Here is a 12,501-nt window from a genome sequence, read left to right as displayed (position 1 = left end):
ATGAACAAGGCAAGCGAGGCTGCCAGATTTCCTTATGTTGTGTTGTGCACTGCCCTTGCGGGTTGTGGGCTATTTTTCGGCCTGCTGCTTTGGCAGGAGGGCGGAGGTCAGAAAGTTCGGGACGGTCTGCTGTATGCTCCCGGTTTTGTCGTCAAAGCTGAGGTGGTGGATGTGATGCGGGTTGTGCCCTTTGCCGGAGCCAGGCTGCGCAGCCCAAGCGTTGATGCCGATACAGGGTATGTAGTGCAACTGGCACACTAACGCTACGCGCATTGCGACATTGTCTCTGCGGGCAGAACACCCGGCGCGCCTTGCGGCATGTAACCGCAGCGCCGCGAGGGTGCGTCTGGCCGCCTTTTTGCGGCCTGCGGCCGCGCTTACGCCAGCCTGGATTTGGCGCAAAGTTCGGCAGTCCAATGATTTTTGCATAAAATACGCAAAAATTTTTAAAAATATTGCAAATGCAACGTCAGGCCTCGGCGGTTTCGTATACCTTGCAGTTATGGATTGCCCGATTTTTTGAATTTCGTGCGTGAGCTTTACGGTGTGAATAGAAGGGAGAATACGGAAGTTCGCAAGCCAGCCTAGTAAATTACTAGGTAGTCTTGACGAAGAAAGGTCTATACCTTATCCAGTATGCACTTGTTTACGCAACTGGCACGGTGTTCTTGACCGCGCAGCATTCATGCCCTATTTTTACCACTTCACACCATACTAAAACGTAGGTGTTTCCTGGCTTCAAAAAGTCGGGATCATGCTACGACGTAAAAAAGGTAAAACTCCGTCATGAATTGGGATTGGGATAAGCTACAAGAAAAGCGGCAACGGCAGCAGGGAGGCAATCCTCCCCCCCGACCACAACGAGAGACAGAACCCGATGACGAAGGGCAGGAACGCCAGCAAGCCCCTCGGGCAAAGCGTACCCCTTTTAATAGACCCGGCGGAGGGGACGACAACCCCTTCAAGAAGCTTTCGCAGTTACGGTTCCCCAACGGGAGAGGGTTTTTGCTTGTAGGGCTTGGCGTGGTGGTTCTCTGGCTGCTGTCAGGCATATATATAATCAACCCTGACGAACAGGGCGTTGTGCTGCGGTTTGGCAAATATGACCGTACTGAAGGCCCCGGGCCGCACTATGCGCTGCCCGCGCCCATTGAAAGCGTATACAAGCCTCAGGTAACCCAGGTGCTTCGCAGTGAGGTAGGGTTCCGTTCCGTGGGGCAGAGCGCGACCTTCCAGCAGGGACAGGTACGCACCGTTCCGGAAGAAGCGTCGATGCTCACCGGGGATGAAAACATTGTCAACGTCCAGTTCAGCGTGCAATACAAGATTGACGACCCGGTTCAGTATCTTTTTAACGTCAGCGCGCCCACGGCCCTCGTTCGCAACGCGGCCGAGGCGGCCATGCGCGAGGTTATCGGCAACAGCCAGATCGACTCGGCCATCACTGATGGCAAGCTGAAGATCCAGAGCGAAGCCACGCAGCTTTTGCAGACGATTCTTAACCGTTACGGAGCGGGCATTCAGGTGCTGGCCGTGCAGTTGCAGGACGTGCACCCCCCGCAGGAAGTTATTGACGCATTCAAGGATGTGGCCAGCGCCAGAGAGGACAAAAGCCGCATCATCAATGAGGCTGAAGCCTACCGCAACGAACTTCTGCCCAAGGCACGGGGTCAGGCGGCGGCCATGCTCAACGAGGCGGAAGCCTATCAGGCCACGCGCGTGCGCAACGCCGAAGGTGAAACCGCCCGCTTCGACGCCCTGAGCGCGGAGCACAGCAAGGCTCCCAAGGTTACGGAACAGCGCCTTTATTACGAAGCAATGGAAGACATTCTTGCCAACGCTGACGAAAAGGTGCTCATGGACGGCCCAGCGGCATCGCGGGCCCTGCCCTACCTGACCTTGCCCGGACTGAGCGCGCCTGCTGCCCCCCGGGTTTTGGAGAAGAAGTGATGCGTAATAATTCTTTGACAATAGTGATAGTGTTGCTGGTTGTCGCGGTTGTGGGCAGTCAATGTTTTTTTACTGTGCATCAGACGCAGACAGCCCTGGTACTGCAACTGGGTGAACCCCTGGATAGGGTGTATGAACCCGGACTGCACTTTAAGATGCCTTTTATCCAGAATGTGGTGTACTTCGACTCGCGGGTGCTGGACTACGAAGCCCGCTCGCGTGAGGCCTTTACGGTAGATAAGAAGGCCATTGTGCTTGATAACTACGCCCGCTGGAAGATTATTAATCCTTTGCAGTTTTATCGTACCATGCGCACCATCCCTGGCGCGCAAGCACGACTTGACGATGTTGTTTACTCCCAGTTGCGGGCCCTGGTGGGCGCATACACGCTTACAGAAGTTGTATCATCTCACCGCGCGGCCATCATGAAGGAAGTGACAAATAAAGTTTCAGCCCTGATGCACAGTTACGGTGTCGAAGTGCTGGACGTGCGTATCAAGCGCACAGACCTGCCGCCGGAAAACCAGCGTGCCATCTTTGGGCGTATGCGGGCCGAGCGTGAACGCCAGGCCAAGCAGTACCGCTCTGAAGGTGAAGAAGAGTCCACGCGTATCCGGTCCGATGCAGACCGCCAGCGCGCTGTCATTTTGGCTGAAGCTGCGCGCGAAGCGCAGATTACGCGAGGCACGGGCGATGCCAAAGCCGCCTCTGTCTACGCACAATCCTATAACAAGGCTCCCCAGTTTTACGCGTACCAACGCTGGCTGGAAGCCATGCGAAAATCTCTCAAGGAGAACAGCAAGATGGTGCTGGCCAACGAAGCGCCTCTTCTTAATCCTCAACATTGATGACGCGGTTTCGCCGCGTTACGGAGTCCAAGACCATGCCTGCCTTTGCAGAAATATACGAACGTATCAAGCTGGCGACAAACAGCCGCACCCAGGTTGAATTAGCCGAAGTGCTGGACATACGTCAGTCGAGCATCTCTGATGCCAAACGACGTAATTCAGTGCCTGGCGACTGGTTTATGAAACTGTTTGAAAAGTTCGGGCTAAACCCCGACTGGCTCAAACAGGGCATAGGCCCAATGTACCTGCGTACCGAACAGGGCTATATGCCGCAGGACGCCCCTGCCTCACTGGCTGAAAGCGCCGCCCACTACGGCGATACTTTGGCCAGAGGAATTGTGGCTTCCATTTATCAGATGCGCTCTGATTATAGCGACGACCAGCCGAGACCGTCTCTGGATATAGCGGGCAAGATATCCCTGCCGCATTCATTTACGCGAGACGGACTATGTGTGCTGCGCATGCGTGGAACCAACATGATCCCCACGGTGATGTCCGACGCTCTTCTTGGAGTGGACACCCTGGATAAGGACGTGATTTCGGGACGCATATACGCGCTTTTCGCGCCCAACGAGGGCGTGATCCTGCGGCGCGTGTTCCTGAATGGCTCCCAGGATGGTTATATATTGCGCTCTGATTCGTCGGATTTTCCTGAAACTGCACTCACGCCGGACCTGCTGGCCAAGCGTCTGTTAGGTCGGGTGGTATGGATTCTTCAGGAACTTTAAGAATGAGCCTGAGCCAGGTTGGTGACGTGGCGTTGCCTTTGTTCAGGAATGTCTGGCTGATCTGCTGTCTGACGTGCTGTATGCTTGCGGCTGCCTGTGGCGGCGCGCACACCGAGCCCGTGTCCCCCCCAGACCAGGCCAGCCCGACATCTGCGGGATATGGCAACACCACTGCCACTGACCTTCAGGCAAAGGGCGTTCTGCCGGGCGTTCATCAAAGCGGCGAAGCCGCTGTGACGCCTACCGGTCAAACTCTGCAACCTCCGTCCGGCGCCCCTGCCGGACAGAGCCGTGAAGGGCTTCCCGTCGTGTGGCAGCCGCTGGCCCAGCGGCTTGCCGCCGATGGGCTTTTAGGCCCCAGGGTGGACGCCCTGCTGGCCACCCTGGCGCCCTTGCCCAGCCAGTCGCCTATGGGCCGCAAAATGCTTGAGCTGTATAAAAGCCGCTTCATGCCCAAGCCGCCCTCCGTAACGCCTCCGACAATGCAATACTATAAAGGCGTCGTAACAGAACAGAACGCGCGCCTGTGCCGCGATTTTGTGGCCGAGCACAAGCTGGCCTTCAGTCAGGCCCAGGCCAGATTTGGCGTGCCCTCGTCCGTGGCTGTGGCTCTTCTTTTTGTGGAGACGCGCCTGGGCAAGATTCTTGCCGATGTGCCCGAAAACGCGTTGTTCACTCTGGCGAGCATGGCGGTAAGCCGCCAGCCTGACGATATCAGCCAATGGCTGCCCCGCATGCCGGGTTATGAAGAGCATCTGCCCTGGTTTGACGAAACCATGCCCAAGCGCGCCGACTGGGCCTATAAGGAAGTGCGCGCTCTGGTAACCCATATTTTGCAGGATGATCTGGACCCCCGGTATTTGCCGAGCTCCATTTACGGGGCCGTGGGCCTGTGCCAGTTCATGCCTTCCAACATTGCGGCTTATGGCGCGGACGGCGACGGAGACGGCAAGGTGGATCTGTTTCACGTTCCCGACGCCGTGGCCAGCCTGTCCAACTATCTTGCGCGCCATGGCTGGAAGCCGGGCATAAACCGCGCCCAGCAGCACAAAGTGCTTATGGCCTACAATAAATCGGTGGTCTACGCCAACACCATTCTGGCCCTGGCTGACCTCGTTGCCAAACCTGCGGCTCCCGTTAAAGCCGACGGCCCTGGCACACCGGGAAAAACCGCTCCAAAGGCCAAGGTCAGCAACAGCGGAACCGCCGGACAGGGCGGAAAAGCTCTGCCCAAGGGCAAGGCGGCATCCGGCGGCGTACCGTCGGGCAGCCAGAAAACGCCCCGTTAAGCTCTTTCGCTGCCCGAATAGCCGTCTTTCATAGGGGCTGGCGCGGCATCCGTATTTCTGGAGCCAAGGCTCCCAAAGCCGTGTCGCCCTTATATCCTCCGCCTGCTGCCTGAACGGACGCCAATGGCGCAGAGGCGGATGAACGACGGCAGCGCCCCCAGGAGCGGACGGAAGCCGTGTTCACTGCCGGATCACTGCGAGCGCGGCGCAAACAATAAAAACGTCGCCCGCAAGCCGCAACGCTGCGGCAATGATCTGACCATGGCAATATGGAAAATAGCGCATTTTCCCTTTGAAAAAGGTCAAATGTCCTGACGCTGACAAGAGCGCAGCGCGCCATAGCGTGACGTGAATTCTGCTGGAAATCGTATTCTTCAGCAGAATGACAAATCGAACTGTGAAGTATTTCATGGGGATCTGATCCGGAGCAGAGTAGGGTAGAATTTCCCCGGCCTGCTCGGCACGCGGCTCCACGCTGACATGCGCGTTTTGTTCTCGCTGAAGCGCCTCAAAAGGCGTGACATGATATTTGAAAACATATATTCATAAAGGTAACCCTGTTCAAGGGCGCCGGTTTCTCTCAAGGAATTCTTTCATCAGTCGATAAACAAGATATGGGGCTTTGCCCCATGCGTGGCTGCCTGTCCCGTCAACAGGAACATCTCTGGAACACTCTTGTTTGCAGAAATGCCAAAGCCACGATGCCGGGCTGTGCCCGGCTCCGGCCCGTTCATTCTCCATCGCGTCGGCGCAAGCCGGACATGGGCATGAAGTGGGTATTTGCGGTAAGTGTGCCCGCAAATCGTCCGGCGTTCTAGCGAGCGCCGGACGCACGTTTTTTTGGGGCACTTTACCTTTGAACAAGGGTAAATGCTCCAGCGCTGCGCGCGTGAGCAGCGTGGCGCTACGGGGTGCGGAGTCAGCCGAAGATCACATGTTTCGGCAGAATGGAAAATTGAAATATCACATGGTTCAGTGGGAATCTGGTCCAGGCGGGCGCACGTCAGGAACGCACGTTCCCCGCAGCTTTTCTTGCCATCGCGCCCATCGGGTGGCATACTTTCGACATGAAGTGCACATCGCGGTCCGACTCCTCCACGGCAGGGACGTCACGTCCTCTGGCCGATCTTCCACGGTTGCCCGGCCTGGGGCGGCAGGCGAACACCGTTCCCGGTGATGAGGCCTGTTTCGCCCTTTGGGACAAATACGACATGCTGCCTAACATCCGGCGGCATTCCTTGCTGGTGGCCCACATTGCCACGTCTCTGGCTGCCAGAGCCGCAGATCTCGGATTTGGCGTCAATGTGGATGAAGTCCGCGCCGGAGGCTTGCTGCACGACATAGCCAAGACCTATTGCGTGCGCCACGGCGGCAGCCATGCCCAGGTGGGCGCTGCCTGGACAGTGGCAGAAACCGGCAATTACGCCATCGCTCAGGGCGTTATGATGCATGTCTGGTGGCCGTGGCCGCTTCCTGAAGGAAGCAGCATCTGCGCTCTGCCATTTTTCGTGATGTATGCTGACAAAAGGGTCAGGCATGATGCCTGCGTCAGCCTGGAGGAGCGGTACGACGACCTGCTGGGTCGCTATGGCCACAGCGAGGCTGCCCGTGAAGGAATTTACGCCGCCTTCCGTCAGGGAAAAAATATTGAAAGCGCGCTCTCGGCGCAGTTGGGGTGGACTCTGTATGAAGATTCTTTTGATTGCGGGCGGTTGGTCCCCTGAACGTCAGGTTTCACTGAACGGCGCGCGGGCCATGGTTCCGGCCCTGGAAGCGCGCGGCCATCAAGTCACTTTTTTTGACCTTCTTGCCGACTTCAACCGCTTGCTGGATGAAGCCAGAAAGCATGATTTCGCCCTCATCAACCTGCACGGCGCGCCGGGTGAGGACGGTCTTGTGCAGGCCATGCTTGAGCGCGTGGACTGCCCCTATCAGGGCTCCGGCCCGGCGGGTTCTTTTCTGGCGCTCAACAAGTGCGCGGCCAAGCAGCTGTTCCTCCTTGCTGGCCTGCCCACCGCCGACTGGGAATTTGTGCCCGTGCCGCCCGAAAAGGGCTGGCAGCCGCGCCTGCCGTATCCTCTTTTTGTCAAAAGCAATACCGGCGGGTCTTCACTGCGGCTTGGCCGCGCCGCCAACCGCGCCGAGCTTGACGACGTCATGGGCCAGATATTCGCTGCCGGTGAAGAGGTCATTATGGAGCCAGTGCTGCATGGCAAGGAAGTGACGTGCGGCATCCTGGGCGACGAGCCTTTGCCCCCCATTCTTATCGAGCCTGTGGCTGGCGATTTTTTCGACTACGAAAGCAAGTACGCGCAGGACGGCGCACGCGAAATATGCCCTGCGCCCATCGGCGACGAGATTACGGTTCGCGTGCAGGAGCTGACCCTGGCCGCGCACAAGGCGCTTGGCCTCAGGGGCTACAGCCGGGCAGACTTCATCCTTGGCCCGGATGAAAGCCTCACGCTTCTGGAGGTCAATACGCTGCCCGGCATGACCGCGACCAGCCTTGTGCCGCGTGAAGCCAGAACCATAGGGCTGGATTTTGGCCAGTTGCTTGAGCGCCTTATGGAACTGGGCCTGGCGGACTGCGCCAAAAAATAGTTTTTCGCAGCGTCGGGCATGGTCACAGGCGATGCTGTGGCAGCCATAAGGCTTCTGGACGCCAGCCGTACGGCTCCTTGGTCGCCTGACGTCTGCGCGTGAAATTGTTCCGACAACCGCGTGAGCGCCCGCCGCAAGTGCAGTCTGTCTGCGCCGGCGCGCGTTGCAGCGGGTGAATTGCGGCCTTTGGGATGCGTATCCTCAGCGGTAATCCGCTTCAGGGGCAGCTTTTGCAGGCAGCCTTATTGCAAGCCTGGGGATATGGCAAGGACATGGCACTGACCGGCCCGCCCCGGTAGCGCGTCATTGCGCGCTACCGGGGCGGGCTGTGGCTTCCCTGACGCAGACAATGCTGCGCGGCGGGAGATTGCAGCGCCTTTATGACGGGTATCCTCCAACAGTTACGGTCTTATGTCTGATAGTAAAAAACTGCCCGGCCATCTTGCGGCCCTGTTCTGCACTCTTGTATGGGGCACCACGTTTATTTCGACCAAGGTGCTGTTGCGTGACTTCAGCCCCATCGAGATACTTTTTTTCCGTTTTGCCCTGGGTTTTGCGGCCCTGTGGCTGGCCTGCCCGCATGCGTTGCGGCTTACGGAGCGCAAGCAGGAGTGGCTGTTCGCCGGAGCGGGGCTCGCTGGCGTAACGTTGTATTTTCTGCTGGAAAATATCGCCCTTACCCACACGTTCGCATCCAATGTAGGCGTTATTGTGGGCGTGTCGCCGTTTTTCACGGCCTTGCTGTCTTTCTGGCTGCTGAAGGCTGAAAAACCTGGCCTCAACTTCTTTCTTGGCTTCGCGGCGGCCATTGCGGGCATTGGCCTCATAAGCTTCAGCGGCAGCACGCAGTTGCAGCTTAATCCCATTGGAGACCTGCTGGCAGTGCTGGCAGGGCTGGCCTGGTCTTTTTACTCCATACTTACCCGCAAGATTCTGGCCCTTGGCTACAAAAGCCTTCAGGTGACGCGGCGCTGTTTTTTCTACGGACTGCTGTTCATGCTTCCCTGCCTGCCTTTCATGAATTTTCACTGGGATCTTGCCCGGTTTGGCGCTGTCGTGAACTGGAGCAACGTGGTCTTTTTGGGCCTCGGCGCGTCGGCCCTGTGCTTTGTGGCCTGGACGTTCGCCATCAAGCGGCTGGGAGCGGTGCAGAGCAGCGTGTATATTTATCTTGTGCCGGTAGTGACGGTCATTACCGCCGCCCTCATACTGCAAGAGCGCATAACCTGGATGGCGGCATTGGGCACAGCCCTGACCCTGGCGGGCCTTGTGGTGTCCGAAATCCGGCAGTTCGGCGTGCGAAGAAAAGCAGAGTCCCTGCAGCGGCGGGGACAGGGCAGTCGGTAGTGTCGTGCAAAAGATGTGCGGGCCAGGCTCGGAGTTTTTGTGGGAGAGGGACCCTTTTGCAAAAGGGTCCCTCTCCCACGCCCCCACCCCCTAAAATTCTTATCAAATCTTGGTATATCGCAAAGAGCTTGCTGACCCGGAGCGGTGCTTTCAGAGGTCGCGTCGTCCGGCATCACACCATCTCAAAAATGTTTGCTTTAGCGCAGCACCAGCGGAGCGGGGGGCTTGCCTTCGCAGTCGCCGGACGATTGCCCAGTGGGAGTGCTCGCATCGCAGTTCTGTGACATTGACTTTCATTTTCATATAGGGCAGTGTGCAGGCATTCTTAACCATCTGTCTGAAATGCACACAGGATTATCATGACTCCTTCGCAAATAGTCTCAGCCCTGAACTCTCTTCTTTCCATCCGGCAGCCGGTTTTCATCTGGGGCGCGCCGGGGGTAGGCAAAAGCCAGATAGTAGCCCAGGTGGCCCAGGCCAGGGGGTTGGCCCTGCGCGACATTCGCGCCGTATTGCTTGATCCTGTCGATCTGCGCGGGCTGCCGCGCATTACCGATCAAGGGCTTTCGGTGTGGTGCCCGCCAGCCTTTCTGCCCACGCCTTCGGACCCGGAAGAGGGCATTATTTTTCTGGATGAACTCAACGCCGCGCCCCCTTTGGTGCAGGCCGCCTGCTACCAGCTCATTCTTGACCGCGCCATTGGTGAGTACCGCCTGCCCGACGGCTGGTCCATCGTGGCGGCGGGCAACAGGGAAAAGGACAAGGCCGTGTCGTACCGCATGCCGTCGGCCCTGGCCAACCGTCTGGTGCACCTGGAGTGCGACGCCCATCTGGACGACTGGCTCTCCTGGGCGCAGGGGGCTGGCATACGCGCTGAAGTTTGCGCGTTTTTGCGCTTTCGACCCCGTTTATTGCACGATTTTGACCCGCAGAAGGCGGAAAAGGCCTTTGCTTCGCCGCGCTCCTGGGAGTTTGTGTCGCGCATTCTTGATGCCCGGCCCGACGCCGATGTGGAGTACGAACTGTTTCAGGGCACGGTGGGTTCGGCTGGCGCTGCGGAATTTATGGGCTTTCTTTCCGTATGGCGCGAACTGCCCACGGTGGATGAAGTGCTGGCCGCTCCGGCTTCAGCCATGGTTCCCCTTGAGCCCGCCGCCCTCTACGCCATGTGCGAGGCCTTGAGCCTCAGGGCCAGCACAGAAACCATCGAAGCGCTGACGGCCTATGCCGAACGCCTGCCTTCGGAATTCGGCGTATTGCTCATGCGCGACGCCGTGTGTCAGGATACGGACCTCGTGCACTCCGAGGCCTTTTCACGCTGGGCAGAAAAAAATGCCGAAGTGCTGATGTAGGTCATGAAGCAAGACGCCAGTGCCGTAAACCTTGAGTCCGGGCCTGCTGATCCCGGGCCGGAAGCCCCTGCCCCAGCCGCAGTCGCTGCCTGCCCGGCCGCGCCCGCCTCTGCCGGGCCGGAAGCGCTCTCTGGCAAGGCTGCCCTTGCCATGAAAAAAGCCAGAACGGCCCTTGTGCTGGATCATCCTTTTTTCGGTTCCCTGGCCCTGCGCCTGCGCTTCAAGGAAGACACGAGCTGCGCGGACATGTGGACGGACGGCAAAAACCTGGGTTTCAATCCTGCATACGCGGCCACCCTGCCAGAGGCCAAACTTGTGGCGGCCCAGGCTCACGAAGTTATGCATCTGGCCTTTGGGCATCATCTGCGCCGCAAGAGCCGTGAAGAAAAATTGTGGAACCGCGCCTGCGATCTGGCCATAAACCATATTCTGCTTGAAGCGGGCTTTGACCTGCCAGAGGGCTTTGCGCACGACCCAACCTACGCGGGCATGTCTGCGGATGATATTTATGAGGCCCTTGCGGCCCTTCAGGAAAGCGCCTCCAAAGGCGAGGCCGACAATGATTCCGCCCGTGCGGACGGTCAGGATGAAGCGGGCGCGGGGGCCATGAATTTTGACGGCGGCAAGGAGTTGGGCGGCAAAAGCGCCGCGCGCTCTCAGGGCGGCAAAAAAGAACATCCCGGACAGGATGGAGAAGATCAGGCCCAGGCCGGCACAAAGGCAGCAAAAAACAAAAAATCGGGTGCTCCGGTAAAAGGGGAGGGCAAAACCTCTTTTACCGGCGAGGTGCGCGACCACCCCGACTTGCAGGGTCTGGAGAACGAGCACGCCCTGAAATTGATGGAGCAGGAGGCCGACGTGGCCCTTTCGCAAGCGGTGCAGCGGGCCAGACATATGGGCAGCCTGCCTGCGGGCTTCACGCGGCTGCTCAAAAGGGAGCGCCGCCCGGAACTGGACTGGCGCGAACTCCTGCGGCGCTTTCTTGAGCAGTGCGCGGACAATGACTATGCGTGGTCCACACCCAACAGGCGCTACCTGTACCAGCATATCTATCTGCCAGCCCGGCGCGAGGCGCGCCTGCCCCATGTGGTTCTGGCCGTGGACTGTTCCGGCTCCGTGGATGAGGCGGCCCTGTCGCTGTTCTGCTCCGAGCTGTTTTCTGTGCTGGATGCCTATGACACCATGCTCACCGTGCTGTTCCACGATACAAAAATTCAGGGCGAAATGACCTTTGACCGCATGAGCATGCCCTCAAGCCTGACGCCCGTTGGCGGCGGCGGCACGGACTACCGCCCCGTCTGCGCGCATATTGACGAGCGGCAACTGCGCCCCACCTGCCTTGTCTGGTTTACAGATCTTGAATGCAGCCGTTTTCCTGATGAACCAGACTACCCCGTGCTGTGGGTGTGCAGCGAACCCCGGCCCGACGCGCCGCCTTTTGGCGAACTTGTAACGCTGACGGGCCATGCGTCCCGTTTGCCGGGCCAACAACCGGGCACGCCTGTGCCTTTGCGAGCAAACCATGCAGATTGAATGGAAAATAACCAAAAAACGCGGCAACCTGCGGCCTGTACTCAGTTACTGCGTTCACCTTGAAGATCACGAAAAGGCGCTGGCTCTGCCCGTGGTGAGCATTGTTTCGCGCATTCCCAAACCCGAGGAAGACCGGCAGGACTATTGCTATCCCGGTTTGCTGGAACGCGCCGCAAACTACTGCCCCAAAAACTTTCACGTGTTGGAAGCCCCCTCGCACAAGGGGCATGCCTGGACGCGCACATTGCTGCTCCCCTGGCGTGAAGACAACAGCTACCCCGAAGTTGAGGCTTCTTTTGAGCTTTTGCGTCAGGCCATGGAAGAAGCCTTGCGGGGCGCATACAACAGCGAGCCAATGGAGCTTGCGGGCAGCGTGCGCACCTCGTCCGGGGCCAAGGCAAAGATCGCGCCCGGCGTACTGGGCGAAAAGTTTTTGCGTATCGCGGCCAGGGCTGCCGCGCACAGGGAGAGCGCCGCTTCCTGAAGACGGTAAAAGCTTTGAGAAAATGCATTCTCAAAGCTTACGGTACGCCTGACACGACGTGCGACAATGCTGCTGCCCCTCCGCCGCGTGGGGCTTCACGGCGAAAGCTGCCTCTTGCCGTCGCCAGAGCAATTTTAGGCGACAGGCTCTGGATGTGGCGGTGTGCTGTGCCCGCAGGTTTTAATCCCCTTTTCATTCCCCAGGTCGATGAGGCAGGGTTGCCAGCGCGCGACAAGCCGGGTGATGTCAGGCCGGGTAGGGCAGGTAGTGTAGGGCAAGGGTGGGCAAACCGGGTGGCAAACCTGGTTAGCAACGGGTGGGGCCAGGCGAGCGGGGTTAGAGAGAACCGCGTTTTGCAACATTGCTGCC

Annotated in this window: 12 protein-coding genes; 11 read left to right on the top strand and 1 reads right to left on the bottom strand. The window is 58.7% G+C overall.

Annotation, left to right across the window (positions count from 1 at the left end):
• The 5 genes from BCS36_RS10910 (at position 1) to BCS36_RS10890 (ending at position 4,815) form a co-directional block, all read left to right on the top strand.
• Positions 1–261 (top strand): hypothetical protein, encoded by a 261-nt coding sequence (locus BCS36_RS10910; RefSeq protein ID WP_291302922.1) that lies wholly within the window; start codon positions 1–3, stop codon positions 259–261.
• A gap of 525 nt (positions 262–786) precedes the next feature.
• The gene (gene hflK / locus BCS36_RS10905; protein WP_291302921.1) at positions 787–1,950 is read left to right on the top strand and encodes an FtsH protease activity modulator HflK; all 1,164 of its coding nucleotides are present in this window, start codon (positions 787–789) and stop codon (positions 1,948–1,950) included.
• Positions 1,950–2,798 (top strand): protease modulator HflC, encoded by an 849-nt coding sequence (gene hflC, locus BCS36_RS10900; protein ID WP_291302920.1) that lies wholly within the window; start codon positions 1,950–1,952, stop codon positions 2,796–2,798. The genes hflK and hflC overlap by 1 nt, the downstream gene beginning before the upstream one ends.
• A complete protein-coding gene (locus BCS36_RS10895) occupies positions 2,798–3,526 on the top strand; it encodes a helix-turn-helix domain-containing protein (protein ID WP_291302919.1) in 729 nt (242 codons plus the stop codon). Before hflC ends, BCS36_RS10895 begins: the two co-directional genes overlap by 1 nt.
• A 2-nt stretch (positions 3,527–3,528) precedes the next feature.
• Positions 3,529–4,815 carry a lytic murein transglycosylase gene (locus BCS36_RS10890; RefSeq protein ID WP_291302918.1) on the top strand — a complete coding sequence of 429 codons (1,287 nt, stop codon included), beginning with the start codon at positions 3,529–3,531 and terminating at the stop codon, positions 4,813–4,815.
• Positions 4,816–4,995: 180 nt separating this feature from the next.
• On the opposite strand, the gene BCS36_RS10885 is transcribed toward BCS36_RS10890, so the two are convergent.
• Complete coding sequence (locus tag BCS36_RS10885; protein ID WP_291302917.1) at positions 4,996–5,226, bottom strand: hypothetical protein; 231 nt, start codon at positions 5,224–5,226, stop codon at positions 4,996–4,998.
• 656 nt (positions 5,227–5,882) lie between these two features.
• Between BCS36_RS10885 and BCS36_RS10880 the strand changes: the two genes are divergently transcribed.
• From BCS36_RS10880 to BCS36_RS10855, 6 genes are all read left to right on the top strand, one after another.
• Positions 5,883–6,539: an HDIG domain-containing metalloprotein gene (locus BCS36_RS10880; RefSeq protein ID WP_291302916.1), complete on the top strand. Its 657-nt coding sequence runs from the start codon at positions 5,883–5,885 to the stop codon at positions 6,537–6,539.
• Complete coding sequence (locus BCS36_RS10875) at positions 6,502–7,416, top strand: D-alanine--D-alanine ligase (RefSeq protein ID WP_291302915.1); 915 nt, start codon at positions 6,502–6,504, stop codon at positions 7,414–7,416. The genes BCS36_RS10880 and BCS36_RS10875 overlap by 38 nt, the downstream gene beginning before the upstream one ends.
• Before the next feature lie 411 nt (positions 7,417–7,827).
• A complete protein-coding gene (locus tag BCS36_RS10870; protein WP_291302914.1) occupies positions 7,828–8,763 on the top strand; it encodes a DMT family transporter in 936 nt (311 codons plus the stop codon).
• 359 nt (positions 8,764–9,122) lie between these two features.
• The gene (locus BCS36_RS10865) at positions 9,123–10,115 is read left to right on the top strand and encodes a MoxR family ATPase (RefSeq protein ID WP_291302913.1); all 993 of its coding nucleotides are present in this window, start codon (positions 9,123–9,125) and stop codon (positions 10,113–10,115) included.
• Positions 10,116–10,118: 3 nt separating this feature from the next.
• Positions 10,119–11,648 (top strand): VWA-like domain-containing protein, encoded by a 1,530-nt coding sequence (locus BCS36_RS10860; protein WP_291302912.1) that lies wholly within the window; start codon positions 10,119–10,121, stop codon positions 11,646–11,648.
• On the top strand, positions 11,638–12,132 hold the full coding sequence (locus BCS36_RS10855; RefSeq protein WP_291302911.1) for a hypothetical protein: 495 nt from the start codon (positions 11,638–11,640) through the stop codon (positions 12,130–12,132). Before BCS36_RS10860 ends, BCS36_RS10855 begins: the two co-directional genes overlap by 11 nt.
• Positions 12,133–12,501 lie beyond the last annotated feature (369 nt).

Source organism: Desulfovibrio sp. MES5, from assembly GCF_002237645.1.
In the GTDB taxonomy this organism is placed as follows: Bacteria; Desulfobacterota; Desulfovibrionia; order Desulfovibrionales; family Desulfovibrionaceae; genus Desulfovibrio.
The sequence above is the reverse complement of the archived record's forward strand: the minus strand, read 5'-3'. Positions and strand labels throughout refer to the sequence as shown.

What these genes read in the sequence shown, in the direction of transcription:
- BCS36_RS10910 (WP_291302922.1), top strand. Translation starts at nt 1, where the DNA reads ATGAACAAGGCAAGCGAGGCTGCCAGATTTCCTTATGTTGTGTTGTGC.
- hflK (WP_291302921.1), top strand. Translation starts at nt 787, where the DNA reads ATGAATTGGGATTGGGATAAGCTACAAGAAAAGCGGCAACGGCAGCAG.
- hflC (WP_291302920.1), top strand. Translation starts at nt 1,950, where the DNA reads ATGCGTAATAATTCTTTGACAATAGTGATAGTGTTGCTGGTTGTCGCG.
- BCS36_RS10895 (WP_291302919.1), top strand. Translation starts at nt 2,798, where the DNA reads ATGACGCGGTTTCGCCGCGTTACGGAGTCCAAGACCATGCCTGCCTTT.
- BCS36_RS10890 (WP_291302918.1), top strand. Translation starts at nt 3,529, where the DNA reads ATGAGCCTGAGCCAGGTTGGTGACGTGGCGTTGCCTTTGTTCAGGAAT.
- BCS36_RS10885 (WP_291302917.1), bottom strand. Translation starts at nt 5,226, where the DNA reads ATGAAATACTTCACAGTTCGATTTGTCATTCTGCTGAAGAATACGATT.
- BCS36_RS10880 (WP_291302916.1), top strand. Translation starts at nt 5,883, where the DNA reads ATGAAGTGCACATCGCGGTCCGACTCCTCCACGGCAGGGACGTCACGT.
- BCS36_RS10875 (WP_291302915.1), top strand. Translation starts at nt 6,502, where the DNA reads ATGAAGATTCTTTTGATTGCGGGCGGTTGGTCCCCTGAACGTCAGGTT.
- BCS36_RS10870 (WP_291302914.1), top strand. Translation starts at nt 7,828, where the DNA reads ATGTCTGATAGTAAAAAACTGCCCGGCCATCTTGCGGCCCTGTTCTGC.
- BCS36_RS10865 (WP_291302913.1), top strand. Translation starts at nt 9,123, where the DNA reads ATGACTCCTTCGCAAATAGTCTCAGCCCTGAACTCTCTTCTTTCCATC.
- BCS36_RS10860 (WP_291302912.1), top strand. Translation starts at nt 10,119, where the DNA reads ATGAAGCAAGACGCCAGTGCCGTAAACCTTGAGTCCGGGCCTGCTGAT.
- BCS36_RS10855 (WP_291302911.1), top strand. Translation starts at nt 11,638, where the DNA reads ATGCAGATTGAATGGAAAATAACCAAAAAACGCGGCAACCTGCGGCCT.